Annotated in this window: 23 protein-coding genes and 1 pseudogene; 18 read left to right on the forward strand and 6 right to left on the reverse strand. The window is 73.6% G+C overall.

Features of this window, described 5'->3' with window-relative positions:
- Positions 1-62: 62 nt before the first annotated feature.
- Genes ACFYP4_RS07020 through ACFYP4_RS07030 form a run of 3 tightly spaced genes read left to right on the forward strand, consistent with a single transcriptional unit; the run spans position 63 to position 1,133 of the window.
- A complete protein-coding gene (locus ACFYP4_RS07020) occupies positions 63-395 on the forward strand; it encodes a hypothetical protein (protein WP_358849838.1) in 333 nt (110 codons plus the stop codon).
- Positions 392-838: a MerR family transcriptional regulator gene (locus ACFYP4_RS07025; RefSeq protein WP_358849837.1), complete on the forward strand. Its 447-nt coding sequence runs from the start codon at positions 392-394 to the stop codon at positions 836-838. The genes ACFYP4_RS07020 and ACFYP4_RS07025 overlap by 4 nt, the downstream gene beginning before the upstream one ends.
- 16 nt (positions 839-854) lie before the next feature.
- Complete coding sequence (locus ACFYP4_RS07030) at positions 855-1,133, forward strand: hypothetical protein (RefSeq protein ID WP_388783472.1); 279 nt, start codon at positions 855-857, stop codon at positions 1,131-1,133.
- A 2-nt stretch (positions 1,134-1,135) separates the two neighbouring features.
- Here the strand turns inward: ACFYP4_RS07030 and ACFYP4_RS07035 are convergent.
- The 3 genes and pseudogenes from ACFYP4_RS07035 to ACFYP4_RS07045 all read right to left on the reverse strand — a co-directional run.
- Positions 1,136-1,213: pseudogene (locus ACFYP4_RS07035) on the reverse strand (DUF397 domain-containing protein); the annotation flags it as partial.
- Positions 1,214-1,245: 32 nt separating this feature from the next.
- Positions 1,246-1,434 (reverse strand): DUF397 domain-containing protein, encoded by a 189-nt coding sequence (locus ACFYP4_RS07040; RefSeq protein ID WP_358849836.1) that lies wholly within the window; start codon positions 1,432-1,434, stop codon positions 1,246-1,248.
- A gap of 6 nt (positions 1,435-1,440) precedes the next feature.
- A complete protein-coding gene (locus ACFYP4_RS07045; RefSeq protein ID WP_388783475.1) occupies positions 1,441-2,277 on the reverse strand; it encodes a helix-turn-helix domain-containing protein in 837 nt (278 codons plus the stop codon).
- Positions 2,278-2,500: 223 nt separating this feature from the next.
- On the opposite strand from ACFYP4_RS07045, the gene ACFYP4_RS07050 reads away from it, so the two are divergent.
- The 13 genes from ACFYP4_RS07050 (at position 2,501) to ACFYP4_RS07110 (ending at position 19,259) form a co-directional block, all read left to right on the forward strand.
- Entirely contained in the window at positions 2,501-2,920 is a 420-nt protein-coding gene (locus ACFYP4_RS07050; RefSeq protein WP_388783478.1) for an ATP-binding protein, read from the forward strand.
- Positions 2,921-3,062: 142 nt separating this feature from the next.
- Entirely contained in the window at positions 3,063-4,079 is a 1,017-nt protein-coding gene (locus ACFYP4_RS07055) for a LacI family DNA-binding transcriptional regulator (RefSeq protein ID WP_358849833.1), read from the forward strand.
- Positions 4,076-5,614, forward strand: coding sequence for a sugar ABC transporter ATP-binding protein (locus ACFYP4_RS07060; protein WP_388783481.1), 1,539 nt, complete (start codon positions 4,076-4,078; stop codon positions 5,612-5,614). Before ACFYP4_RS07055 ends, ACFYP4_RS07060 begins: the two co-directional genes overlap by 4 nt.
- Positions 5,604-7,556, forward strand: coding sequence for a substrate-binding domain-containing protein (locus ACFYP4_RS07065; RefSeq protein ID WP_388783484.1), 1,953 nt, complete (start codon positions 5,604-5,606; stop codon positions 7,554-7,556). Before ACFYP4_RS07060 ends, ACFYP4_RS07065 begins: the two co-directional genes overlap by 11 nt.
- Before the next feature lie 235 nt (positions 7,557-7,791).
- The gene (locus ACFYP4_RS07070) at positions 7,792-8,691 is read left to right on the forward strand and encodes a ribokinase (RefSeq protein WP_388783487.1); all 900 of its coding nucleotides are present in this window, start codon (positions 7,792-7,794) and stop codon (positions 8,689-8,691) included.
- Positions 8,688-9,077, forward strand: coding sequence for a D-ribose pyranase (gene rbsD, locus ACFYP4_RS07075; protein WP_358849829.1), 390 nt, complete (start codon positions 8,688-8,690; stop codon positions 9,075-9,077). Before ACFYP4_RS07070 ends, rbsD begins: the two co-directional genes overlap by 4 nt.
- A 455-nt stretch (positions 9,078-9,532) precedes the next feature.
- Entirely contained in the window at positions 9,533-9,865 is a 333-nt protein-coding gene (locus tag ACFYP4_RS07080) for a hypothetical protein (protein ID WP_358849828.1), read from the forward strand.
- Positions 9,866-9,887: 22 nt separating this feature from the next.
- On the forward strand, positions 9,888-10,199 hold the full coding sequence (locus tag ACFYP4_RS07085) for a pore-forming ESAT-6 family protein (protein WP_388783491.1): 312 nt from the start codon (positions 9,888-9,890) through the stop codon (positions 10,197-10,199).
- A gap of 131 nt (positions 10,200-10,330) precedes the next feature.
- Positions 10,331-10,648: a hypothetical protein gene (locus ACFYP4_RS07090; RefSeq protein WP_358849827.1), complete on the forward strand. Its 318-nt coding sequence runs from the start codon at positions 10,331-10,333 to the stop codon at positions 10,646-10,648.
- Positions 10,649-10,661: 13 nt separating this feature from the next.
- On the forward strand, positions 10,662-12,044 hold the full coding sequence (eccD, locus tag ACFYP4_RS07095; RefSeq protein WP_388783494.1) for a type VII secretion integral membrane protein EccD: 1,383 nt from the start codon (positions 10,662-10,664) through the stop codon (positions 12,042-12,044).
- Between the two features lie 9 nt (positions 12,045-12,053).
- Positions 12,054-13,724, forward strand: coding sequence for a hypothetical protein (locus ACFYP4_RS07100; RefSeq protein ID WP_388783497.1), 1,671 nt, complete (start codon positions 12,054-12,056; stop codon positions 13,722-13,724).
- 61 nt (positions 13,725-13,785) lie between these two features.
- Entirely contained in the window at positions 13,786-17,775 is a 3,990-nt protein-coding gene (gene eccCa, locus ACFYP4_RS07105; RefSeq protein ID WP_388783500.1) for a type VII secretion protein EccCa, read from the forward strand.
- Entirely contained in the window at positions 17,772-19,259 is a 1,488-nt protein-coding gene (locus ACFYP4_RS07110) for a DUF6177 family protein (protein WP_388783503.1), read from the forward strand. The genes eccCa and ACFYP4_RS07110 overlap by 4 nt, the downstream gene beginning before the upstream one ends.
- Before the next feature lie 19 nt (positions 19,260-19,278).
- On the opposite strand, the gene ACFYP4_RS07115 is transcribed toward ACFYP4_RS07110, so the two are convergent.
- From ACFYP4_RS07115 to ACFYP4_RS07125, 3 genes are read right to left on the reverse strand one after another with little or no spacing between them, the layout of a single operon-like run.
- Positions 19,279-20,076 carry a sugar phosphate isomerase/epimerase family protein gene (locus ACFYP4_RS07115; RefSeq protein WP_388783853.1) on the reverse strand — a complete coding sequence of 266 codons (798 nt, stop codon included), beginning with the start codon at positions 20,074-20,076 and terminating at the stop codon, positions 19,279-19,281.
- 35 nt (positions 20,077-20,111) lie between these two features.
- Entirely contained in the window at positions 20,112-21,263 is a 1,152-nt protein-coding gene (locus tag ACFYP4_RS07120) for a dihydrodipicolinate synthase family protein (RefSeq protein WP_388783506.1), read from the reverse strand.
- Positions 21,260-22,411 carry a Gfo/Idh/MocA family oxidoreductase gene (locus ACFYP4_RS07125; protein ID WP_358849820.1) on the reverse strand — a complete coding sequence of 384 codons (1,152 nt, stop codon included), beginning with the start codon at positions 22,409-22,411 and terminating at the stop codon, positions 21,260-21,262. Before ACFYP4_RS07125 ends, ACFYP4_RS07120 begins: the two co-directional genes overlap by 4 nt.
- 236 nt (positions 22,412-22,647) lie before the next feature.
- Here ACFYP4_RS07125 and ACFYP4_RS07130 point away from each other — a divergent pair, with 236 nt between their 5' ends.
- Together ACFYP4_RS07130 and ACFYP4_RS07135 are read left to right on the forward strand one after the other, a co-directional pair.
- Positions 22,648-23,733 (forward strand): LacI family DNA-binding transcriptional regulator, encoded by a 1,086-nt coding sequence (locus ACFYP4_RS07130; protein WP_358849819.1) that lies wholly within the window; start codon positions 22,648-22,650, stop codon positions 23,731-23,733.
- Positions 23,734-24,100: 367 nt separating this feature from the next.
- Complete coding sequence (locus ACFYP4_RS07135) at positions 24,101-24,901, forward strand: sugar phosphate isomerase/epimerase family protein (RefSeq protein ID WP_358849818.1); 801 nt, start codon at positions 24,101-24,103, stop codon at positions 24,899-24,901.
- Positions 24,902-25,114: the final 213 nt, after the last annotated feature.

Genomic DNA, 25,114 nt, shown 5'->3' on the forward strand with positions numbered 1-25,114 from the left:
AGGTACAGGTTTACCGTCGGAGGTGTCCCCGCTCCGGGGATGTGGCGACGGGAGTGAGTGCGATGAGCGATCTGGCGTGGGTGCCGCAGTCCTGCACGCTGCCCACCGAGGAGCGGCCCCTGCGGGTTGCGGAGTGGGACGCGCTGTTCACCGAGCGGCTGACCTCCTTCTCGAGACCCGGGCCGCTGCGGCTGCGCCTCCACCTGGCCGGCGGGCCGGGCGTCGAGGAGCGGCTCCGGGACCTGGTGGCGCGCGAGAGCGGCTGCTGCTCGTTCTTCACCTTCACCACCACGCCGGGCGAGGACCTGACCGGCCTGGACATCGTGGTGGACGCGGAGCACGAGGCGGTCCTGGACGCCCTCGCCGCGCGGACGGCCGACCGGGTGCAGGGATGAGCGCGGGCCTGCGCAGCGGCCAGGTCGCCGAAGCGGCCGGGGTGAACATCCAGACCCTGCGCTACTACGAGCGGCGCGGCCTGCTGGCCGAGCCGCAACGCAGCCACGGCGGCCACCGCCTGTATGCCGAGGACGCGGTGACCGCGCTGCGGGTGATCAAGGCCGCCCAGCGGCTCGGATTCACGCTGGAGGAGGTCGCCGGACTTCTGGAGGCCGGCCGGCACCGGCACGGTCGCCCCGTCGCGGGTCTCCAGGAGCGGGCCGTGGCGAAGCTCGCCGAGGTCGACGCGAGGATCGCCGACCTGACCACCATCCGCACCGCGCTGACCGCGGCCGTCGAGGCGGGCTGCGACGACCTGACACTCTGCGCCTCCAGTGCCTGCTGCCCCGTGCCCTTCACCGACCTCGCCGAGGAGAACCGCCATGCCGGGCCCTGCTGCTGACCCCCGCCCCCACCGCGTGCCGAAAGCACTCGGGGGCCTGGCCGCCCTGGCCTGCGTGGCGTGCTGCGCGGTGCCCGCACTGATCGCGGCGGGCGCCGTCGGGGCCGGCGCCGGGGCGGTGGTGGGCCGGCTGCCCGCCCTCGCCGTGGTCCTGGCCGTGCTCAGCGCCGGAACCTGGTGGCTCTCCCAGCGCCGCGGTTCCTGCTCCTGCACACCCAAGGCCGCAGGTGGGAGCAGTTGCGGCTGCAAGTCGCCCGGCGACCCGCTGAAGATCACGAGCACAGGCCGACCGTAGGGTCAGGCGTCGCGGACGGCGACGTGGGTGGATGGGGCGGCGACCTCGGCGCAGTCGTTGCCCTCACCGCCGCCGGAGCAGGACGACTTGCGTCGTCAGCCGGCGGGGCGGCTCAGGACTCCTCCACCGGCTTCTTGAGGTCTGCCAGGAAAACGGCGAAGGCCGCGGAGGGGAACGTCAGGGTGGCTCGGGCGGGGGTCTTGGAGTCGCGGACGGCGACCTGGGTGGGGCCGGCGGCGACCTCGACACAGTTGTTGCCGTCGTCGGGTCCCGAGTACGACGACTTCTGCCAGTTGCCCATGGGCGCTCACAACTCCTTCGCCAGCTGGTGAATTAAGTCACGCGACCGGTCCGGCCTCAGTGACGCGGCGTCCAGCTTACGGAAGCGCGTTCGAAAGAGCCTCAGCTGTGCCTCCGCATCAATGAAGGCCGAGCCATGCGGTACATCGCGCACCACCGTGTCCAGCTTGGGCAGGGGTCCACCCAAGTACGCCATGGCGCTCGCAGCCTGGGCGAAGTTGTCCAGGTCGAAAGGGATGACGCGCACCGTGACGTGGTCGGCCTCGGAAAGCTCAAGAAGCCGCCCGAGCTGAGATCTGCACGCGGCACGATCGCTGACCCGGATTCGCAGCGCAGACTCGTGGATCACTACCTCGTAGGGGATGGTGATCTTTTGTCGTGCCATCCGGTGAAGCACCCGCAAATCCACTTCTTCCTGCGTCAGTTCGGGCACCCGCGCCGCGAAGACGGAACGGGCGTACTCCCTCGTCTGCAACAGGCCAGGTACGTACAGGATGGCCACTTCGTTCTGGAACACAGCGTGATGCTCCAGTTCAGCCAGGTCCAGAAACGACGTGGGCAGCAATCTCCGGTACTCCTCCCACCAACCCCGCGTCCGGTCCGTCGCCATGGCCACGAGCGCGTTGACGAACTCCTCGTCCGTGCAGGCGTAGTGGGAGGCCAGGCGGCGCAGTCTCTGCTCGCTCACACCGGCGAGGCCGGCTTCGATCTGGCTGATCTGCACCCTGTTGACCCCGAGCAACGCGGCCGCCTCCATCGCGGTCAACCCTGCCGCCTCGCGGAGTCTGCGCAGTTCCACCCCCAGACGCACCTGGCGTGCCGTCGGTTCACGCCTCAATGCCATTGACCGCTCCCGTTCAACAAGCGCGCCTGTGCGACTCGTTCGGGGTCAGATTACGCGATCCGCTTGCTCCGTCTTACCTGTAAGACCTACCGTCGGTGACGCGACGCACACCCTGCGGCACCACCGGGTCCCCGGAAGCGCACCGCTCCGTCCTGCCATGACGGGCGCGACACTGCCACCGCCGATCTGCCGTAACTCCCCTTCCAGCGAACGGAGTTCACGCATGCCCGAAAACGAGTCCTGGGAGTACTCCCTGCACGTCCCCAACGACCTGCGCGCCGTCACCGTCAGTCGCCGCACCATCCGCCTGATCCTCACCATGCACGGGCTGATCGGCCTCACCGACGTCGCCGAGCTGCTCGCGACCGAGCTGATCTCCAACGCCGTGCGCCACACGAAGGGACCCGCCGCCCTGCGTGTGCACTGGTCGCCGCCGGGGACGCTGCGGATCGGGGCCTGGGACACGGGCCCCGAGCCGCCCGAGCCGCCGGCGCCATGCGGGTCCGAGGGGCGCGACGAGCACCCGGAACAGGGGCGGGGGCTCGCCCTGGTGAGGGCCTGCTCCACGGAGTGGGGCTGGCACCCGCTCGCCCGGCACGGCAACCGCGGCAAGTACGTGTGGTGCGAGCTGGCCGCCGCCTGAGCGTGCACCTCCGGAGAACCCAGGGGGCGGAATCGCGCCGTGGGTCACGGTTCGATCTCGGCCACGGTCGCCCCCTTGCCCTTCCTCGTGTAATCGATTCCAATCCTCCGTGTAATCGATTCCACGAGGAGGTGGAGCGACGATGGCGAGCATCAAGGACGTCGCTGCCGAGGCGGGCGTGTCCGTCGCCACGGTCTCGCGCGTCCTGAACGACCATCCGTCGGTCAGCGCGGACGCACGCGCCCGTGTCCTGACCGCCGTCCAGACCCTGGGCTACCGCCCGAACGCCGTCGCCCGCTCCCTGCGCACCGACCAGACCCGCACCCTCGGCCTGGTCATCAGCGACGTGCTCAACCCGTACTTCACCGAGCTGGCCCGCTCCGTGGAGGAGGAGGCCCGCGCCCTCGGCTACAGCGTCATCATCGGCAACGCCGACGAGCGGCCCGACCTTCAGGACCACCACGTCCGTACGCTGCTCGACCGCCGGATCGACGGGCTGCTCGTCTCCCCCGCCGACGGCGGCTCACCCGCCATGCTGGACGCCGTCCGCGCCGGGACCCCGATGGTCTTCGTGGACCGCTGGATCCCGGGCGTGGACGTGCCGGTGGTGCGGGCGGACGGACGCGCCGCGGTGCGCGACCTGGTCGCGCACCTGCACGGGCTCGGCCACCGCAGGCTCGCCATCATCGCGGGCCCGGCGGCGACCACCACCGGCAGCGAGCGCGTCGAGGCGTTCCGGGAGGCGCTCGCCGAGTACGGCATCGCGCTGCCCGACGCCTACACGGGACAGGGCGACTTCCAGGCGGAGAGCGGACGCCGGGCCACCGAGGGGTTCCTCGCCCTGGACGAGCCGCCCGAGGTCGTCTTCGCCGCGGACAACCTGATGGCGCTCGGCGCGCTGGACGCCATCAGGGCGCGCGGGATGCGGGTCCCCGAGGACATCGCGCTCGCCGCCTTCGACGACATCCCGTGGTTCGTCCACACCGATCCGCCGATCACGGCGATCGCCCAGCCGACCGGCGCCCTGGGCCGGGCCGCCGTCCGCGCCCTGGTCGACCGCATCGAAGGGCGGCCCCCGCAGTCCGTCACCCTCCCCGCCCGCCTCGTCGTGCGCCGCTCGTGCGGCGAGAGCGCCCCCGTGCAAAGGAGCAACCCGTGAGCCACCCGGACGAGTTGCTGCGTATCGAAGGGATACGCAAGACCTTCCCCGGCGTCGTCGCGCTCGACAGCGTGGACTTCGACCTGCGCCGCGGTGAAGTGCATGTGCTGCTCGGCGAGAACGGCGCCGGCAAGAGCACCCTCATCAAGATGCTCTCCGGCGCCTACCGGCCCGACGCCGGACGGATCCTCGTCGACGGCGAGGAGACGCGCATCCACGGGGCGCAGGACTCCGAACTCCTCGGGATCGCCACCATCTACCAGGAGTTCAACCTCGTCCCGGACCTGACGGTCGCCGAGAACATCTTCCTGGGCCGCCAGCCGCGCCGCTTCGGGCTGATCGACCGCAGGACGATGGAGGCCGACGCCGCCGCACTGCTCGAACGGGTCGGCGTGCACGTGTCCCCGCGGGCGCGGGTGCGTGAACTGGGCATCGCCCGCCTCCAGATGGTCGAGATCGCCAAGGCGCTCAGCCTGGACGCCCGCGTCCTGATCATGGACGAGCCGACCGCGGTGCTCACCTCCGAGGAGGTGGAGAAACTCTTCACCATCGTGCGCCGGCTGCGCGAGGACGGCGTCGGCATCGTCTTCATCACGCACCACCTGGAGGAGATCGCCGCCCTGGGCGACCGGGTCACGGTCCTGCGGGACGGCCGCAGCGTCGGCCAGGTGCCCGCCACCACCCCCGAGGACGACCTCGTACGCCTCATGGTGGGCCGGTCGATCGAGCAGCAGTACCCGCGCGAACGCCCCGACACCGGCGCCGCGTTGCTGACCGTCGAGGGGCTCACCCGGGACGGCGTCTTCCACGACGTGTCCTTCGAGGTGCGGGCCGGTGAGGTCGTCGGCATCGCCGGGCTGGTCGGCGCGGGCCGCACGGAGGTCGTCCGGGCGGTCTTCGGCGCCGACCCGTACGACAGCGGGTCCGTCGAGGTCGCCGGGGCACGGCTGCCGCGCCACGACGTCGGCGCCGCCATGACGGCGGGCATCGGGCTCGTCCCCGAGGACCGCAAGGGCCAGGGGCTGCTGCTCGACGCCTCCGTCGAGGAGAACCTCGGCCTGGTCACCCTGCGCCGGGCGACCCACGGCGGGCTCGTCGACCTCAAGGGCCAGCGGGCGGCCGCCGCCCGCATCGCGAAGCAGCTCGGGGTGCGGATGGCCGGACTCGGCCAGCACGTACGCACCCTGTCCGGCGGCAACCAGCAGAAGGTCGTCATCGGCAAGTGGCTGCTCGCCGACACCAAGGTGCTGATCCTCGACGAGCCGACGCGCGGTATCGACGTCGGCGCCAAGGTCGAGATCTACCAGCTCGTCAACGAACTGACCGCCGCCGGCGCCGCCGTCCTGATGATCTCCAGCGACCTGCCCGAGGTGCTCGGCATGAGCGACCGGGTGCTGGTCATGGCCCAGGGCCGGATCGCCGGCGAACTCCCGGCCGCCGAAGCGACCCAGGACGCGGTGATGGCACTCGCCGTCAGCACGTCCGCCCCCGCCCAGACCGGAACTACCGCAGTGGAGGACTCCCGTGGCCACTGACACGCTCAAGAGCTCATCGGGCGCCGGTGGCGCCTCGGCGGTCCGCCGCCTTCTCCTGGACAACGGCGCGCTGACCGCGCTCATCGTCCTCGTCGTCGCGATGTCGGCGCTGTCCGGCGACTTCCTGACGACCGACAACCTGCTCAACATCGGCGTCCAGGCGGCCGTGACCGCCATCCTCGCCTTCGGCGTCACCTTCGTGATCGTCTCGGCGGGCATCGACCTGTCGGTCGGTTCCGTCGCCGCGCTGTCGGCCACCGTCCTCGCCTGGACGGCGACCTCCCAGGGTGTCCCGGTGTGGCTGGCGGTGCTCCTCGCGGTCGCCACCGGCATCGCGTGCGGCCTGGTCAACGGCGTGCTGATCTCGTACGGGAAACTGCCGCCGTTCATCGCGACGCTCGCCATGCTCTCGGTGGGCCGCGGCCTGTCCCTGGTGATCTCGCAGGGCAGCCCGATCCCCTTCCCCGACTCCGTCTCGCACCTCGGCGACACCCTCGGCGGCTGGCTGCCGGTGCCGGTGCTCGTGATGATCGTGATGGGCCTGCTCACGGCCCTGATCCTCGGCCGCACGTACATCGGACGCTCCATGTACGCCATCGGCGGCAACGAGGAGGCGGCGCGCCTGTCCGGGCTGCGGGTGAAGAAGCAGAAGCTCGCGATCTACGCGCTGTCCGGTCTGTTCGCCGCGGCGGCGGGCATCGTGCTCGCCTCCCGGCTGTCCTCCGCGCAGCCGCAGGCCGCGCAGGGCTACGAACTCGACGCGATCGCCGCGGTCGTCATCGGCGGCGCCTCGCTGGCCGGCGGCACGGGCAAGGCGTCCGGCACGCTGATCGGCGCGCTGATCCTGGCGGTGCTGCGCAACGGCCTCAACCTGCTGTCCGTGTCGGCCTTCTGGCAGCAGGTCGTGATCGGTGTCGTCATCGCGCTGGCGGTGCTGCTCGACACGGTGCGGCGCAAGGCGGGAGCGACCCCGGCGGCCGCCGGTACGGGCACCCCGGGCGGCCGGGCGCGGCAGGCGGGCACGTATGTGCTGGCGGCCGTGGTCGCGGCGGCCGTCGTGGGCGCGATGTCCTTCCTGCACAACGGTTCGTCGGGCGGCACGACCCAGAAGGTGGGGCTGTCCCTGTCGACCCTGAACAACCCCTTCTTCGTCCAGATCAAGGCGGGCGCGCAGGAGGAGGCGAAGAAGCGGGGCGCGGACCTGACCGTCACGGACGCGCAGAACGACGCCTCGCAGCAGGCCAACCAGCTGCAGAACTTCACCAGCGAGGGCCTCGGCTCGATCGTCGTCAACCCGGTGGACTCGGACGCGGCAGGTCCCGCGGTGCGCGCCGCCAACAAGGCCGGCATCCCCGTGATCGGCGTCGACCGGGGCGTCAACAAGGCCGACACGGCCGCGCTGGTCGCCTCCGACAACGTCGCGGGCGGCAAGCTCGCCGCCGAGGCCCTCGCCGACAAGCTCGGCGGCCGGGGCACCATCGTGATCCTCCAGGGCCAGGCGGGCACCTCCGCCAGCCGGGAGCGGGGCGCCGGGTTCGCCGCGGGCCTGAAGGAGCACCCCGGCATCAAGGTCGTCGCGAAGCAGCCCGCCGACTTCGACCGCACCAAGGGCCTCGACGTCATGACCAACATGCTCCAGGCCCACCCGGACGTGCAGGGCGTCTTCGCCGAGAACGACGAGATGGCGCTCGGCGCGATCAAGGCGCTCGGTTCGAAGGCCGGCAAGTCGGTCGCCGTCATCGGCTTCGACGGCACCCCCGACGGACTGAAGGCGGTCGAGGCGGGCACCCTGTACGCCTCCGTGGCGCAGCAGCCCAAGGAGCTCGGCCGGATCGCGGTGCGCAACGCGCTGGCCGCCGCCGAGGGCGAGAAGGTCGACAAGACCGTGAAGGTGCCGGTGAAGGTGGTCACGTCCAAGAACGTGGCCGGGTTCGGCGGCTGACGGACGGGCCGGGTCGGGGGCGCCTCGCTCCGGACCCGGCCCGCATCGACGTATGGGGGCCGGACCCGGCCCTCATCGACAGACGGGGCCGGACCCGGTCCCCGTCGGCATACGGGGCCCGGACCCGCTCCCGTCGACGTACGGGGTACGCCCCGTGGACGTGGACGTACGGGGTGCGCCCCGTGGACGTGGACGTACGGGGTGCGCCCCGTGGACGTACGGAAAGAGTGTGCTGATGTACGACTACGACCTGCTGGTCGTGGGATCGGCCAACGCCGATCTGGTGATCGGGGTCGAGCGGCGGCCCGCGGCCGGGGAGACGGTGCTCGGCTCCGACCTCGCCGTGCACCCCGGCGGCAAGGGCGCCAACCAGGCGGTCGCCGCCGCCCGGCTCGGCGCCCGCACGGCTCTGCTCGCGCGGGTCGGCGACGACGCGCACGGACGGCTGCTGCTCGGCTCGCAGCGCGCGGCCGGTGTCGACACGGCGGGCGTGCTCGTCGGCGGGGCGCCGACGGGGGTCGCACTGATCACGGTCGACCCGTCCGGGGACAACAGCATCGTCGTCTCACCCGGTGCGAACGGGCGGCTGGCCCCTGGGGACGTCCGCGCGGCCGGGGACCTCTTCCAGGCCTCCCGCGTGGTCTCGGCGCAGCTGGAGATCCCGCTGGAGACGGTCGTGGAGACCGTACGGAGCCTGCCGGCCGGCAGTCGCTTCGTCCTGAACCCGTCACCGCCGGTGCCGGTGCCCGCCGAGGTGCTGGCCGCGTGCGACCCGCTGATCGTGAACGAACACGAGGCCCGCGTGGTGCTCGGCGACGCGGCGGGGGACCGGCCCGAGGACTGGGCGCGGGCCCTGCTCGCTCTCGGGCCGCGCTCGGTGGTCGTCACGCTCGGTGCCGACGGCGCGCTGGTGGCGGACGCGGAGGGCACGGCCCGGGTCCCGTCGGTGCGGGTCGACGCGGTGGACACCACCGGGGCGGGCGACGCGTTCACCGCGGCGCTGGCGTGGCGCCTGGGGGCCGGCTCTTCCCTGGCCGAGGCCGCCGCGTACGCGGCCCGGGTGGGGGCCGCCGCCGTGACCAGGGAGGGCGCGCAGGTGTCGTTCCCCACCGCCGAGGAGGTCGCCGCGCTGTGAAGAAGGCCGGGATACTGAACCGTCATCTCGCGGGCGCCATCGCCGAGTTGGGGCACGGTGACGGAGTGCTGGTGTGCGACGCGGGGCTGCCGGTCCCGGACGGGCCGCGCCTGGTGGACCTGGCCTTCCGGGCCGGGGTGCCTTCGTTCGCGGAGGTCCTCGACGGGCTGCTGGCGGAGCTGGTGGTGGAGGGCGGCACGGCCGCGCACGAGGTCCAGGAGGCGAATCCGGAGGCAGCGGCCCTGCTCCGGTCGCGCCTGCCCGCACTGGAACTGGTCTCGCACGAGGAGCTGAAGTCGCGGTCGGCGGGTGCGCGGCTGATCGTGCGCACCGGGGAGGCACGGCCGTACGCGAACGTGCTGCTGCGGTGCGGGGTGTTCTTCTAGGCGGGCCCGCGGTCCCGGGACCCCGTGGCGGTGGGGCGCCCGCCCGGCTGTCCGGCGGGCGGGGCGTCAAGAGGCCGGGTTCCGGTGGTGATTCGGGGCCGCCGGGGCCCGCTGGAGCGGTGGTCAGTGGGAATTCGAAGAGGCCCGGTCCGTCGACCGGGCCCCTTCGGCTTTCCCTCCCCCGTCAGAACCCCCGCGATCCCCCCGGATCCCCCTCCAAGAGTCCTGACGCAAACAAGACCCGCCGGCCCGCGGAAGGGTTGCACGCTCTTCCGAAGATTTTTTCCCGGGACCGTCAACACCCCGCGCGGGCGCGGAAACCCGGAGTCGCGAACAAGTCCGCGTTACGTCCTGATCGTGTCACTTGGCGTCCAACGGCGTTGCCGCTGCAACGCGTCATGGGTCACGATGTTCGACGTACTGGTGAGTCATACGCGATACACGGGGGTGAATGCATGAAGTTCGACATGGGCTCCACGACCCTGGCGGACCTCGGCAAGAGCACGGTCGGTTCCAGTGACGACCTCGGCACTCTGATCAAGTGGCTCGTGCAGGCCGCGGAGCCGCTGGAAGGAAAGTTCAACGGCGCGGGCAAGGCCGCGTTCGACTCGTTCAAGAGCCGCGCGGACGAGATCACCGACGCGCTGAACGGTTCGCTGGGCGCGATCCTGGGCGGCCAGAGCGGCATGGACACCGCCTTCGGCACCGGTGACACCGAGCAGCAGGACAACGCCCACCAGAACATGGGGCAGGCCAACTTCGACGCGGCCCGCTTCGGCGCCCGATAGACGACTCAGGGGGATTTCGATCATGGGTCAGAACCAGGACCGCCGCTCGTACGACACCGGCGCCTCCACCGAGGTGCAGGGCAGTCTGCAGGGCATCATCGGCCAGTTGGAGCGGGTCCTCGGCGACCGCGACCGGGCGGTGCAGGCCGTGATGGCCGAGTTCCAGGCCGACGGCGTCTCCGACGACTACCACGGCAAGGAAGTCCGCTGGAACCGCGCGGCGAACGAGGTCCGCGACATCATCCGGCTCGTGCGCACCACGCTGGAGCAGAACGACGGCACCGCCCAGGCGACCCTTGCCAAGGCCCGCGCCGCCGTCGACAACATCGGCTGACACACGCCGGTGCCGGGCCGCGGTGACCGCCGCGGCCCGGCACCCGGCACGTCCGTGTGCCACCGCGCGTGGGACGCGCCCGCCCGGGAAAGCACCGTGATCGCCAGCACTCCTGGCAGGAAGGGTTCGTCGTGACGGCCCAGGAGTACGACAGCCAGCTGCTGGAGTCCGTGTCGGTACGCCGACGGCGGCTGCGCGACGCCCTGTTGTTCGGGGCGCAGCGCCAACGCCGTTCGGTGGACGAGCGGCTGGGCAAGGTGTTCGCCGGGGTGGTGATCGCGGCGGTGCTGTGCGCGGGCTGCGTGGGGTGGTCGTTCGTATCGCACCGGATCATCGGCAAGAACCCGAACGGCGGTCCCGTACAGCCCTCTTCGGGGGTTTCCGCGCCGTCGTCACCCGGGCCCTCGGCGGGGCCCTCCGCGTCCTCAGTGACCCCTTCTACCCGGTGATAGGTTCGAATTCGTGATATCTGCGGGGGCTTCGATTCAGCAGGGTCCGGGTGACCGCGCGGCGCTGAGCAGGGTCACCCTGGTCGGCGAGCGGCGGCGGGTGGACCTCGTACTGCCGTCCCGGGAACCCGTCGGGCTGCTGCTGCCCGAGGTTCTGCGGCTGCTCGGCGACCGCGTCTCCGATCGTCCCCAGCTGCGGCACCTGGTCACCGCGGACGGCTCCGCGCTCGCGCACGACAGCACGCTGGAGTCCGCGGGGGTGCCCGACGGTGCCGTGCTGCGGCTCGTACGGGCCGAGGACGCGCCGTCCGCACCGGTGGTGCACGACGTCAGCGACGAGACCGCCGACGACCTCGACGGACGTGCCTGGCGCTGGCGGCCCGCCGTCCGGCGGGTCGTGGCCGGACTCGCGACGGTCGGCTGGGCACTCGTCACCGGGCTTGTGGCACGCGGCGCGTACGGGCACGGGCCCGTCGGCGGGGGGCTGCTGGCCGTCGCCGCGGTCGCCGCGGTCGCGGGTGTGCTGCTCGGGCGGGCCGGGCGGCGCGGGGTGGCCGCCACCCTGATCACCACCGGCGGGGCGCTGGGCGCGCTCGGTGCCTGGACGCTTGGCGACGCCCGTGACTGGCCGACGGCGGTGCAGTCGGGGGGACCGGCCGCGGCCCTCGTCGTGACGCTCGTCCTGCTCGGCCGGTTCACGCCGCTCGGGCGCGGCGGGCTGGTCGGTGGCGCCGCGCTCGCCGCGACGGGCGTGTGCTGGGAGGCGGCCGTCGCCCTCCAGTCGGGGGCGGCGAGCGCCGGGGAGCAGGCCCGGGCCGGCGCGCTGCTCGCCGTCGGGTCCGTCGTCGTGCTCGGGCTGCTGCCCCGGCTGGCGCTGATGGCCTCGGGGCTCTCCGGTCTCGACGACCGGCGGTCGGGCGGCGCCTCGGTGAGCAGGTACCAAGTGACGGCGGCGCTCGCCGCCACGCACCGGGGGCTGGCGCTGGCGACGGTCACCGTCGCCGTCTCCGCGGCGGCCGCGGGTGTCCTCGCCCTGCGGGAGCCCACCGTGTGGACGGTGCTGCTCGCCGCCGTCACGACGGCGGTGCTCGCGCTTCGGGCCCGCGCCTTTCCGCTGGTCGCGGAGGTCGTGGTACTGCTGCTCGCCGGGGCCGTGCTCGCCGTGCGGCTGATCTCCGTGTGGCTGGACCGGTCCGGTGCGGCCGGGCCGCTGGCCGTGCTGGCCGGGCTCGCGGTGCTGCCGCTCCTGGTGCTCTCGGTCCAGCCCGCCGAACACGTGCGCGTACGGTTGCGGCGCGCCGGCGACGTACTCGAATCCGTCGGGGTGATCGCCCTGTTCCCGCTGGTCCTCGGCGTGTTCGGCGTGTACGGACGACTGCTCGACACCTTCGCATAAGGGGCGGACATGGCGCACGAACAGGGACAGGGACAGGGAGGGGACTGGCAGCGGGACGTGCTGCGCCGCCTGCAACAGGCGGAGACGACCGCACCCGCCGGGACACCGGCCACGGGCCCGGCGGCACCATCGCGTACGGAGCGGCCCGACGCCGGGGAGCCGTCCCGCGCGGTGGGGCACTCGGGCCTGACCGCGGGGCCCGGCGGGGCGGGTGACGCCGGGGAGCCGTCCGTCGGACCCTCCGGTGCCGTCGGGCATGTGGGGGCCGTAGGACAGTCCGGTACTGCCGGAAAGCAGCCCGGTGTCGCCGTAGGGCACGCCGGTGCTTTCGGGCAGGGCGGGGTTCCGGTCCCCGCCGGTTCCGGTGCGCGCCGGGGCGAGCCCGCGCTGCGTCTCGTGCATCCGCCCCGGTCCACCGGGCCGACGGCCCCCGAACCCGGGCAGCCCGCACATCCGGCCGCCCCCCTGCACCCCGAAGCCGGGCAGCCCACGGCTCCCGCCGCCCCCGTGCACCCCGCACCGTCGGCGGAGTCCGCGTTCCCCGCGCCCGGGCACCCCGCCACGCCCGCGCGAGCACCGCTTCCCGCCCCCGTGCCCGCGGAGTCCGCCGGCCCCGCGCCCGTGCCCACCGGGTCGTCCGACGGGCAGTCGCCCGGCGGCGGTCCGCCGGCCGCGGTCCTGTCGGCCGCGGCGGGCCAGGGGCCGCCGGCCGGGGGCAGTCCCGTGCCGGGCGGCTCGCGGGATCCCCGGCTGCCCGCGTCCGCGCCGGAGTCCGTGCCCACCGTCGACCCCCGGCTCGCGCGGGCCCTGGGCCGGCCGCAGCACGGGGACTCGATCACCCGGCGCACCGGACGCTCGCTGCGCCGGCTGACCGCGTCGGCCGCCCAGGACGTGACCGAAGAGACCCGGATCGCCCGGGAGTTGCAGCAGCCGGTCACCACCGGCCGGGTCATCGCGGTGACGTCGATCCGCGGTGGCGTCGGCAAGTCCACGGTCTCCGCGCTGCTGGGCCGCACCTTCAACCACTACCGGCACGACCCGGTGCTCACGCTGGAGGCGGACGCCGCGCTCGGCACCCTGCCCGTGCGGATGGGCGCGGAGTCCGTGCGCTGGGCGTGCGCCGACCTGGCGCAGGTCCTCAGCCCGTCCATGCGGCTGAACGACGTCACCGGCTACCTGGTGCCGGTCGCGGACGGCGGCTGGCTGCTGCCCGCGAGCCGGGGCCGTGTCGGCGCCCCGCTGGACGTGCCGACGTACCGCACGGTGACGCTGGCGCTGCGCCGCTACTTCGCGGTGACGGTCGTGGACTGCGAAAGCCTGCCCGGCGAGGTGTCCCGTACGGCGATGGACACCGCGCACGCCCGGGTGGTCGTCTCGCCGACGACGGCCGAGGGCGTCAACGGAACCCGCCAGGTCCTCAACTGGCTGGCCCAGCTGCCGCACGCCGCGCTCGCCTCCACGGTCGTCGCGCTCACCGCGGGCTCGCCCGACCTCGTGCTGGACGTCAAGGCGGCCACCGCACACCTGAAGGAGACGGGCGTCACCGTCGTCCCGCTCCCCTACGACCGGCATCTGGCGGGCGGCGGCCCCATCCGCACCGATCTGCTCGGGCAGGCCACCCGCGACGCCACCGTCCGCCTCGCCGCCGAGGCCATGCGGCGCGCCACGAGGGTGCGATGACCACCCGCCGCAGCGCCGCAGCACGTCACGACACCGGAGCCGTCCGAGAAGGGGTCCGTCCGTGACCCAGAGTCTGATACACCGGCCCGCCCGCTCGACCCGGCCGCTCGCGCCCGCCGGGCCGCGCACGGTCGAACCGCCGCCGAACCTGCCGGAGGGCAAGCTCGGCAACGCGGCGACGGCCCTGCTGCCCATGGCCGGCGTGATGGGTTCGGTCGTCATGATGACCGTCATCCGCAACAGCCAGTTCGCGGCGCTCGGCGCGATGGTGCTGGTCCTCGCGCTGCTCGGCGCGGTCGCCCTGTTCCTGTCCCAGCGCGGCAAGGCGCAGCGCACCCGGCGGGCCCAGCGCGAGCGGTATCTGGAGTATCTGGAGGAACTGCGCGAGGAGTTCGGTGCCGCCGAGCGGGAGCGGCGCCGGCTGGCCCGGGTCCTCAACCCGCCCCCGGAGGGGCTCTACGACCTCGTACGGGATCCCGCCCGTCTGTGGGAGCGGCGGCGTCAGGACCCGGACTTCCTGCGGGTGCGGGTGGGCACGGGCGACGTGCCGGTGCAGGAGCTGGCCATCGACTCGAACTCCGGCGGGGTGATGACACCGCCGGACCCGTTCATGCTCAACGAGGCACGGGCGCTGCTGGCCCGGTACTCGGTCGCCAGTGACTGTCCGCTGACGGTGCCGCTGGACCGCGCGGGCAACGTGAGCATCGTCGGCGACCGCGAGGGCGTGCTGCGGGTCGCCCGCGCCCTGCTGATCCAGACGGCCGTCACGCACGCCCCGGACGACGTGGCCCTCGCCCTCGGCGTCCCCGGGGAGCGGCTGGCCGACTGGGAGTGGGCCAAGTGGCTGCCCCACGTGCTCGATCCGCAGGAGCAGGACGGGCCGGTCGCCGCCCGCCGGATCGCCCCGAGCCTGCCGCAGCTCGCCGCGCTGTGCCGGCCCGAGCTTGACCGGCGCGCGTCGTACGCGGCGGAGGTGCGGCGGGGTCTGTCCGGCCGGGACGCGCTGCGGATGACGAGCCGGCTGCTGGTGGTGAGCGACGAGTACGGCGAGACGGCCGCCGAACTCCCGCGGCCGGACACGGTGGTCGAGCTGCCGGACATGGGCGTCACCGTGCTGCACCTGCTGGAGCGGCAGGTGCACGAGCCGGACCAGGTCGGCGTCCGTATCCGCGTCGACGGCGAGCAGGTGACGGTGGAGGACCTGCGCGAGCCGTCCGCGCCGGCGCAGGGCACGGCGGACGCGGTGAGCCCCGCGGGCGCCGAGGGGCTGGCGCGGCTGCTCGCCCCGCTGCGGCTGTCGGCGGAGTCCGCGGCCGAGGGGACCCCGGTGTCCGGGCCCGTCGACTTCCCCGGTCTGCTCGGGGTCGAGGATCCGGCGGCGCTGGACATGGCCCGGCTGTGGGCGCCGCGCGGCGAGCGTGAGTTCCTGCGCGTGCCGATCGGCCTGACGGACCGTCACGAGCCGGTGCTGCTGGACCTGAAGGAGTCCTCCGAGCTGGGCATGGGGCCGCACGGGCTGTGTGTGGGCGCGACCGGCTCCGGAAAGAGCGAGCTGCTGCGCACGCTGGTGCTGGCGCTCACCGCCACCCACTCCCCGGAGGACCTGGCCCTGGTCCTGGTCGACTACAAGGGCGGTGCCACCTTCGCGCCGTTCACCGAACTCCCGCACGTGGCCGGGGTGATCACGAACCTGGAGAACCAGGCCGGTCTCGTCGAGCGCGTCCACACCAGCCTCGCCGGCGAGGTCAAGCGCCGCCAGCAGGTGCTGAAGGACGCGGGGAACGTCGCCGACATCGGGCACTACGCGGCCCTGCGCGCCGCCGCGCGGCCCGATCTGGAGCCGCTGCCGCACCTGTTCGTCGTCATCGACGAGTTCGGCGAACTCCTCACGGCCAAGCCGGACTTCATCGATCTGTTCCTGTCGATCGGCCGCATCGGCCGCTCCATCGGCGTGCATCTGCTGCTGTCCAGCCAGCGCATCGAGGGCGGCAAGCTGAAGGGGCTGGACACCTATCTGTCGTACCGCCTCGGTCTGCGCACCTTCTCCCCCGACGAGTCGCGCACGGTGCTGGACACCACGGACGCCTTCCATCTGCCGCCGCTGCCGGGCTTCGGCTATCTGAAGGTCGACACCTCGGTGTACGAGCGGTTCAAGGCGGGGTACGTGTCCGGCGCCCACCGGGGCCCGGCCCCGCGCGACCAGCGGGACGACGAGCCGCTCGCCTGGCCCTATCCCGCCTTCAACACCCTCGGCACGGCGCCCGCCGAGGGCGGCTCCGAACCCGCCGCGACCAAGCGGGAGACCGGACCGACCGTGATGTCGGTGATGGTCGACCAGCTGACCGGGGCGGCCCCGCCGGTGCGCCGGATCTGGTTGCCGCCGCTGCCGGCCGCCGTCACCCTCGACGCGGCCGCGGGGCCCGTCCAGGTCACCGAGCGCGGGCTGCACCTGGCCGACGGCCGGGCCGGGGCGATGCGCGTGCCCCTCGGCGTGCTCGACGACCCGGCCGGCCAGTGGCAGGGCAAGTGGCTGCTCGACCTGACCGTCGCCGGCGGGCACGCCGCCGTCATCGGCGGACCGCAGTCCGGCAAGACCACGCTGCTGCGGACCCTCGCGCTGGCCCTGGCGGCCACGCACACCCCGTACGACGTCGCCGTCTACGGGCTCGACCTGGTCGGCGGCGGTCTGTCGGCGCTGGCCGGGCTGCCGCACGTCGGCGGGATCGCCGGGCGCGCCGACCACGAGCGGGCCGCCCGGACGGTCGCCGAGGTGCGGGCGATGCTGGCCGAGCGCGAGGAGCTGTTCCGCGAGCACGGCATCGACTCCGTCGAGCAGCTGCGCCGGCTGCGGGCACAGGGCCGTCTCGCGGAGCTCGGCTCGACCGACGTCGTCCTGCTCGTCGACGGATTCGGGGCGCTGCGCGACGAGTTCGCCGAACTCGACGACTCGGTGACCGACCTGCTCAAGCGCGGCGGCGGGTACGGCATCCACGTGGTCGCCGGCATGCTGCGCTGGAACGACGTGCGGATCGCCACCCAGTCCATGTTCGGCACGCGCGTCGAACTGCGGCTGAACGACCCGGCCGACTCCTCCGTCGACCGCAAGCTGTCCGAGACGCTCGCCGCGGACACCCCGGGCCGGGTCCTCACGGACGGGAAGCTGTTCGCGCAGGTCGCGCTGCCGCGCATCGACGGTTCGCCGTCCACGGACGACATCGGGCCCGCGCTGGAGGAGGCCGCGCGCACGATCCGGGCCACCTGGCACGGTGACGTGGCGCCGCCCGTCCGGGTGCTGCCGACCCGCCTGCCGGCGGCGCGGCTGCCCTCCGTGGCCGCCGAGCCGCGACGGGTGCCGCTCGGCGTGGACCAGGACGCGCTGGCGCCCGCCCTCCTCGACCTGTTCGGGAGCGACCAGCATCTGCTGATCCTGGGCGACAACGAGTGCGGCAAGACGAACCTGCTGAAGCTGATCGCCGGACAGCTCGTCGAGCGGTACGGCGACGAGGAGCTGGTCTTCGGTGTCTTCGACCCGCGCCGCGGGCTGCGCGGGGTGATCCCGGAGGCGTACCGCGGCGGCTACGCGCACAACGCGAAGCTGTCCGCCGCGCTGGCCGGCGGCATCGCGACCGAACTCGAGAAGCGGCTGCCGGAGAGCGCGGACCCGGACGCGCTGAGCGCCGAACCCGCGTTCAGCGGGCCGCGGATCGTGATCCTGGTCGACGACTACGACATCCTCACCACGGCGGGCCAGCAGCCGCTGACGCCCTTCCTGCCGTACGTCTCCTCCGCCCAGGACATCGGGCTGCACTTCGTCATCGCCCGGCGCGTCGCCGGGTCCTCCCGCGCCCTGTACGAGCCGCTGCTGACGACGCTGCGCGAGACCGGCACCGCCGCGCTCGTGATGGCCGGTGACCGCACCGAGGGCCAGCTCTTCCCGGGGCTGTACGCCTCGGCGCAGCCGCCGGGACGCGGCACGATGGTCCGCCGCGGCCGCCACCACCAGCTCATCCAGACCGCACTCTCCGACACCGAGGAAGCCGAACGCCCGTGACGAAGGACGTCATCGCTCTCACTCCGAAGATGCCCGACGTCTGGGCCCTGCTGACCGGCCTGTACGCGGGCGGCCCCGACCTCGGGGTGTCCGCGGCGGCCGACGGGGCGGTCATCCAGCTCCACGGCCCGGGAGGCCGCCCGCTCGTCTCCGTCGAGGCGCCGGTCCTCGTCCAGGTGCCGGGCGAGGCACAGCGTCTGCTCGGGCCGTCGGCCGCGGGTGTGCCCCTGCCGTTCTGGTGGACCGAGGCCCGGGCCTCCACGGCGGTGCCGGAGGCGGAGCGCCTCGCCGCTGCCGTCTGCGGCCGGCTCAACGCCCTGCTGGGCGGCATCACCTGGCCGGCGGGCGCGGCGCGTACGGAGGTGGTGGACACCTCCGCCGTACCGGCACCGGAGACCGCGGAGCCCGGTACCGGCGGGGAGCCGCAGGCCGCCGCCGGGAGCGGCCGGACGGAGGGCGGGGACGCCTCCGTGACGGCGCGCGCGGCGGTCGGTCTGCCGGCCGTCGACGTGCTCACCGACAGCACCGCCGTCGTCCTGGCCGACCGGCCGGTGATCGCCCTGACCTCGTGGCTGTCGGAGATCCTGCGGGAGGCGTCCGGCTCGCGCCGCGCCCTGCAGATCGTGACCCCGCCGCACGTCCGGCTGAGTCCGGCGGCCCGCACCACGCTGGCCCGGGTACCCAACCGCTGGGTCGTCGAGGACCCGGACTGCGGGTACTACGACGGGCTGTCCGGTGCCGTACTGCGCTGGCAGGGCGGCACCTTCACGCCCGCCCTCACCGCCGACGGGAGGGCGACGGTGGCCCGCGCGTTCTCCGCCACCGGGCCCACCGCCGAGCGGCAGCTCCACGTCGCGTTCCGCACCCGGCACGCCGCCGACCCGAACCTGCTCCTCGGCGGGGCGCTGGAGACGGCCTGGCGGGCTTTCACCGGGGCGCCGCCCGCCGGCTGGGGCACGGCCGAGCCGGTCAACCTGCCCTGGTCGCCGAGGCAGTTGACGGACCTGGCGCACGGGCGGGCCCCGGCCGCCACCCATCTGATCGCCGTGGGCGACCCGGCGCGGCCCGCGGCCGGAACCCTGCGGGTGACGCGTACGGCTGCGGGTGTGGAGGAGGACATGCTCCTCATCCTCGGCTTCGGCGAGGACGAGGAGCTGCCCCTCGACGCGGTCCAGGACCTCGCCGGGGTCCTCGTCGGCGACCACGCCCTGGTCAGCCTGCTCGTCTCGGTCCGCCCGGCCCGCCGGGACCTGACCGCGCCCCCGCTGCTGGAGGCACCGCCCGTGCCCTTCTCCCTCACCCTGGGCCCGGAGGAGGTGCGCGGCATCGGTCTCGCCCACGCGCGGCGCCCGCCCGTCGCCGTCCGCCCGGTCCCGCTGGGTCCCGCGGCCGGGCCCGCCCTGCACTACCCGCTCGGCGACGGGAGGGACCCCCGGTCCTGGGCGACGTTCCAGCAGCTCACGCAGCACCTGAAGCGGGGATAGCGGCCGGGGCGGCCCGGGCCTACAGGGCGTGCGCCACGAACCGGGCCACCGTCTCGGCCAGCACCTCGCGTCCGTCCCGCGCCCACAGCCCGTCGTTGAACAGTTCGACCTCGATGGGACCCGAGTAGCCGGCCGCCTCCACGTACCCGCGCCACTCCCGCAGGTCGACGGCGCCGTCCCCGAGCTGGCCACGCCCGTTGAGGACGCCCTCGGGCAACGGGGTCACCCAGTCGGCGAGCTGGAAGGTGTGGATGCGGCCGCCGGCGCCGGCCCGGGCGATCTGCCGCGGCGCGGTGTCGTCCCACCAGATGTGGTACGTGTCCACCGTGACGCCCACCTGGTCCGCCGGGAAGCGTTCCGCCAGGTCCAGGGCCTGGGCGAGGGTGGAGACCACGCAGCGGTCGGCGGCGAACATCGGGTGCAGCGGTTCGATGGCCAGCCGTACGCCGCGCTCGGCCGCGTAGGGGGCGAGCTCACCGAGGGCGTCGGCGATCCGCTCCCGCGCGCCGTGCAGGTCCTTCGAACCCGCGGGCAGCCCGCCCGAGACCAGCACGAGGGTGTCCGTGCCGAGGGCCGCCGCCTCGTCGACGGCCTCCCGGTTGTCGTCCAGGGACCGCGCCCGCTCGTCCGGGTCGGTCGCGGTGAGGAAGCCCCCGCGGCACAGCGTGGTCACGGCGAGTCCCGCGTCGCGCACCAGTTTCGCCGCCGCCCCGACGCCGTACGACCGGACGGGTTCGCGCCACAGGCCGACTCCGGGCACGCCCGACTCGGCGCACGCGTCGACCAGTTCCGGCAGGGAGAGCTGCTTCACCGTCATCTGGTTGACGGAGAGGCGGGAGAGGTCCTGGGCGGTCACTGGGCGACTCCGTACACGGCGAGCAGGTTACTCATACGGGACTCCGCGAGCGCCGGGTCCGGGAACAGGCCGAGTCCGTCGGCGAGTTCGTAGGCGCGCGCGAGGTGCGGGAGTGAGCGGGCCGACTGGAGTCCGCCCACCATCGTGAAGTGGGACTGGTGGCCCGCGAGCCACGCCAGGAGGACGACCCCGGTCTTGTAGAAACGGGTCGGCGCCTGGAAGAGATGACGCGACAACTCCACCGTCGGGTCGAGGAGTTCACGGAACCCCTTCGCGTCCCCCGTGTCCAGGACGCGTACCGCCTCGGCGGCGAGCGGGCCCAGCGGATCGAAGATGCCGAGCAGGGCATGGCTGAAGCCCCGCTCGTCGCCCGCGATCAGCTCGGGGTAGTTGAAGTCGTCGCCGGTGTAGCAGCGCACGCCGTGCGGGAGCCTGCGGCGCAGGTCGATCTCCCGCTGCGCGTCCAGCAGGGAGACCTTGACCCCGTCGACCTTGTCGGGGTGCGCGGCGATGACCTCGAGGAAGGTGCCGGTCGCCGTGTCCAGGTCCGCCGAGCCCCAGTAGCCCTCGAGCGCCGGGTCGAACATCGGGCCCAGCCAGTGCAGGATCACCGGTTCGGCGGACTGGCGCAGCAGATGCCCGTACACCTCCAGGTAGTCCTCGGCGCCCGACGCCGCCGCGCACAGCGCCCGGGACGCCATGAGGATCGCCTGCGCGCCCGTCCCCTCCACGAGCGCGAGCTGTTCCTCGTAGGCGGCCCGGACGCCGTCGAGCGAGCCGGAGACGAGCTGGTCGGTGCCGACCCCGCACGCGATCCGCCCGCCGACCGCCCGCGCCTCGGCGGCGGAGCGCCGGATCAGCTCGGCGGCGCCCGCCCAGTCCAGGCCCATGCCGCGCTGCGCGGTGTCCATCGCCTCGGCGACCCCGAGGCCCTGGGCCCACAGGTGGCGGCGGAAGGCGAGGGTCGCGTCCCAGTCGACGGCGGCCGGGGAGTCGGGGGTCGTGTCGGCGTACGGATCGGCCACGACGTGCGCGGCCGAGAAGACCGTACGGGAGGTGAAGGGGGCGCCCGGGGACAGGGCGAGCGGCTCGGAGCGCGGGGTGTAGGCGCGCAGTTCCCCGTCCGCACCGGGCAGTCGGATCGTCACAGCGAGATCTCCGGTACGTCGAGACGGCGGCCCTCGGCCGAGGACCTCAGGCCCAGTTCGGCGAGCTGGACGCCGCGGGCGCCGGCCAGCAGGTCCCAGTGGTAGGGCGCGTCGGCGTAGACGTGCCGCAGGAAGAGCTCCCACTGGGCCTTGAAGCCGTTGTCGAACTCGGCGTTGTCCGGGATCTCCTGCCACTGGTCGCGGAAGGAGTACGTGGCGGGGATGTCCGGGTTCCAGACCGGCTTGGGCGTGGAACTGCGGTGCTGGACACGGCAGTTGCGCAGCCCGGCGACGGCCGAGCCTTCCGTGCCGTCGACCTGGAACTCGACCAGCTCGTCCCGGTTCACGCGCACCGCCCACGAGGAGTTGATCTGGGCGACGGCGCCGCCCGCCAGCTCGAAGACGCCGTACGCGGCGTCGTCGGCGGTGGCGTCGTACGGCTTGCCCTGCTCGTCCCAGCGCTGCGGGACGTGCGTGGCGGTGAGCGCCTGGACGGAGGTGACCCGGCCGAAGAGCTCGTGCAGCACGTACTCCCAGTGCGGGAACATGTCGACGACGATGCCGCCGCCGTCCTCGGCGCGGTAGTTCCAGGACGGCCGCTGCGCGGACTGCCAGTCGCCCTCGAAGACCCAGTAGCCGAACTCGCCGCGGACGGACAGGATCCGTCCGAAGAAGCCCCCGTCGATGAGCCGCTTCAGCTTCAGCAGTCCGGGCAGGAACAGCTTGTCCTGGACGACGCCGTGCCTGATGCCCGCCGCGTCGGCGAGCCGGGCCAGCTCCAGGGCGCCGTCGAGGCCCGTCGCGGTCGGCTTCTCGGTGTAGACGTGCTTGCCGGCGGCGATCGCCTTCCTGATCGCCTCCTCCCGGGCGGAGGTGACCTGCGCGTCGAAGTAGATGTCGACGGCCGGGTCGGCGAGCACCGCGTCCAGGTCCGTCGACCAGTGCTCCAGGCCGTGCCGGTCCGCGAGCGCCGCGAGGGCGTGCTCGCGGCGCCCGACGAGCACCGGCTCGGGCCACAGCACGGTGCCGTCGCCGAGGTCGAGACCGCCCTGCTCGCGCAGGGCGAGGATCGAGCGGACGAGGTGCTGGCGGTAACCCATGCGTCCCGTCACGCCGTTCATGGCGATACGCACCGTCTTGCGTGTCACGTCGTTCCCTTCGTACGCGTCCGGCGCCGCGTACGCTCGCAGGCGAGCGAGACAGCAAGCGCTTTCTATACGAGTGAGAAGCTAACCGCTGCGCAACCGTTCGGACAAGACCGCGGGGACCGCGAGATGTTCGACGGGGCGGACAAGAGGTACGGTCACGCGGCGGGGGCAGGGCATCGCACGGCCGATCACGGCCCCGGACCGACTGAGCGACGCGCGACCGGAGGAACGACGAGATGACGGTGACCCTGGCGGACGTGGCGGCCCGCGCGCAGGTCTCGCCCGCGACGGTGTCGCGTGTGCTGAACGGGAACTACCCGGTGGCGGCCTCCACGCGGGAGCGGGTGCTGCGGGCCGTGGACGAGCTGGACTACGTGCTGAACGGGCCCGCGAGTTCACTGGCCGCCGCCACGTCCGACCTGGTCGGCATCCTCGTGAACGACATCGCCGACCCCTTCTTCGGGATCATGGCCAGCGCCGTCCAGGCGGAGATCGGGGGACCCCTCGGGCTGCCCGCGCACTCCTCGCAGGTGCTCGGGGGCGGGCGCGCGGGCGGTGAGCGCCTCGCCGTCGTCTGCAACACGGGCGGCTCCCCGGAGCGGGAGCTGACCTATCTCACGCTCCTGCAGCGCCAGCGGGCCGCCGCGGTGGTGCTGACCGGCGGGGCCGTCGAGGACGCGACGCACGGGGCCGCGGTCGCCGCGAAGCTGCGCAGGCTGGCGGAGGCGGGAACCCGGATCGTCCTGTGCGGACGGCCGCCCGCTCCCGAGGACACCGGGGCGGTCGCGCTCACCTTCGACAACCGCGGGGGCGGGCAGCGGCTGACCGAGCACCTGATCGGGCTCGGGCACCGGCGGATGGGCTACATCGCGGGTCCCGAGGAGCGGACGACGACCCGGCACCGGCTGGAGGGGCACCAGGCCGCGCTTGCCGCGCACGGGATCGAGGACGACCCGCGGCGGATCGTGCACGGTCCGTACGACCGGCGGGCCGGGTACGAGGCGACCCTCGAACTCCTGCGGCGCGAACCGTCGTTGACCGCGGTCGTCGCCGCCAACGACACCGTCGCGCTCGGGGCGTGCGCGGCGCTGCGGGACTCCGGGCTGCGGATTCCGCAGGACGTGTCCGTGGCCGGGTTCGACGACCTGCCCTTCAGCATCGACGTGGTGCCCGCGCTGACCACCGTACGGTTGCCGTTGTCCGAGGCGGGGGCCCGGGCGGGGCGGATCGCGATGGGCCGGGAGGAGGCGCCGCCGGGGGGTGTCGCGACGGTCGGCGGCGAACTGATGGTGCGCGGCTCCACGGCGGCGCCACGCACGTGACCGGACCGCCGCGTGCCGTGTGACGCCGGTGCACGGGGTTCCCAGGGGGTCCCCGACCTCCCCAGCAGCCAGCCGGGAGCGACACGACGTACGACCCGCCCGCACCGCAATACGTACGGTCCGCACCCGCCCTCCCGGCTGAGGGGCCGTGCCGGTACATCAGATGCCCGTTGCAGGTCGGGCGGACATCCCCGGTTCACCCCCGTGACCAGCGTGCACGCCCGGCATGCGGCGGGCGGATGCACCGGCGCGGCCCCGACCCACCCACCGGGCCAAGGCGCACAACGCCCGCACCATCCGGGTAGGGTCCGCCTCAAGCCGTGCTGTTCCGGGGCCGGGCCCCGGGTCCCGTAGCGAGGTGCACCACATGAAACTGGCCTTCTCCACCCTCGGCGTCCCCGGACTCCCCGTCCCCGACGTCGTACGACTCGCCGCGACCCACGGCTACCACGGCGTGGAGCTGCGCGTGCATCCCGAGGAGCCGGTGCACCCGGGCCTCACCCTCGCCGAACGGGCGGACGTCGCGGCCGAGTTCAGGGGCTCCGGTGTCGAGATCCTCGGCCTCGCCGGATACCCGCGGGTCGCGGCCCCCGGCGACGACGCCCCCGTCCTCGCCGAGATCCGGGAACTCCTGGAGCTGGCGAGGGACCTGGGCGCCCCCTTCGTCCGGGTCTTCCCCGGCGGCGGCCGGGACCGGAGCCCGGACGAGGCGGACGCGACGGCGGCCCGCCGCCTCGGCACGGCGGCGGAGTACGCCGCCGACGTCGGCGTACGGATCCTGCTGGAGACCCACGACTCCCACCGCACCGGCACCGACGCGATCCGCGTCCTGGGCCCGGTCGGCCACCGCCAGGTCGGCGCGCTCTGGGACGTCATGCACACCTGGCTGGGCGGCGAGCAGCCGTCCGCCACGTACGCCGCACTCGCCCCGCACCTGGGCTACGTCCAGGTCAAGGACATCGCGTCCCCCGACGACACGACCCCGCTCCTCCTCGGCACGGGCGTCCTCCCGCTCACCGAGTGCGTGGAGCTCCTCTCCCGCGAGGGCTGGGACGGCTGGCTGTGCTGGGAGTACGAGAAGCGGTGGTACGAGTCCGCGGCCCCGCTGGAGCCCCTGCTCACCCCGGGCCGCGACCACCTCGCCCGCCTGCTGAACGAGTCGGCGTGACGGAACGCGGAAAGCTCACGTTCCTCCACGACCGCGGCGTCACTCCAGCCGCCCGGACGATCGGAACGGAACGGGTTTCCACCGGCCCCCGCCTGCGGCCGACAGCACGTCGCCACCGGCGCGTCCCGTTCCGACCGCGCCGGTGACGGCCACTTCCCGGTTACTGTGCACACCCTTGACTGGAAGAAACTTCCCGGATATTCGTGACTCCTC

Source organism: Streptomyces sp. NPDC005551, from assembly GCF_042871785.1.
In the GTDB taxonomy this organism is placed as follows: Bacteria; Actinomycetota; Actinomycetes; order Streptomycetales; family Streptomycetaceae; genus Streptomyces.

What these genes read in the sequence shown, in the direction of transcription:
- ACFYP4_RS07020 (WP_358849838.1), top strand. Translation starts at nt 63, where the DNA reads ATGAGCGATCTGGCGTGGGTGCCGCAGTCCTGCACGCTGCCCACCGAG.
- ACFYP4_RS07025 (WP_358849837.1), top strand. Translation starts at nt 392, where the DNA reads ATGAGCGCGGGCCTGCGCAGCGGCCAGGTCGCCGAAGCGGCCGGGGTG.
- ACFYP4_RS07040 (WP_358849836.1), bottom strand. Translation starts at nt 1,434, where the DNA reads ATGGGCAACTGGCAGAAGTCGTCGTACTCGGGACCCGACGACGGCAAC.
- ACFYP4_RS07045 (WP_388783475.1), bottom strand. Translation starts at nt 2,277, where the DNA reads ATGGCATTGAGGCGTGAACCGACGGCACGCCAGGTGCGTCTGGGGGTG.
- ACFYP4_RS07050 (WP_388783478.1), top strand. Translation starts at nt 2,501, where the DNA reads ATGCCCGAAAACGAGTCCTGGGAGTACTCCCTGCACGTCCCCAACGAC.
- ACFYP4_RS07055 (WP_358849833.1), top strand. Translation starts at nt 3,063, where the DNA reads ATGGCGAGCATCAAGGACGTCGCTGCCGAGGCGGGCGTGTCCGTCGCC.
- ACFYP4_RS07070 (WP_388783487.1), top strand. Translation starts at nt 7,792, where the DNA reads ATGTACGACTACGACCTGCTGGTCGTGGGATCGGCCAACGCCGATCTG.
- ACFYP4_RS07080 (WP_358849828.1), top strand. Translation starts at nt 9,533, where the DNA reads ATGAAGTTCGACATGGGCTCCACGACCCTGGCGGACCTCGGCAAGAGC.
- ACFYP4_RS07085 (WP_388783491.1), top strand. Translation starts at nt 9,888, where the DNA reads ATGGGTCAGAACCAGGACCGCCGCTCGTACGACACCGGCGCCTCCACC.
- ACFYP4_RS07100 (WP_388783497.1), top strand. Translation starts at nt 12,054, where the DNA reads ATGGCGCACGAACAGGGACAGGGACAGGGAGGGGACTGGCAGCGGGAC.
- ACFYP4_RS07115 (WP_388783853.1), bottom strand. Translation starts at nt 20,076, where the DNA reads ATGACGGTGAAGCAGCTCTCCCTGCCGGAACTGGTCGACGCGTGCGCC.
- ACFYP4_RS07130 (WP_358849819.1), top strand. Translation starts at nt 22,648, where the DNA reads ATGACGGTGACCCTGGCGGACGTGGCGGCCCGCGCGCAGGTCTCGCCC.
- ACFYP4_RS07135 (WP_358849818.1), top strand. Translation starts at nt 24,101, where the DNA reads ATGAAACTGGCCTTCTCCACCCTCGGCGTCCCCGGACTCCCCGTCCCC.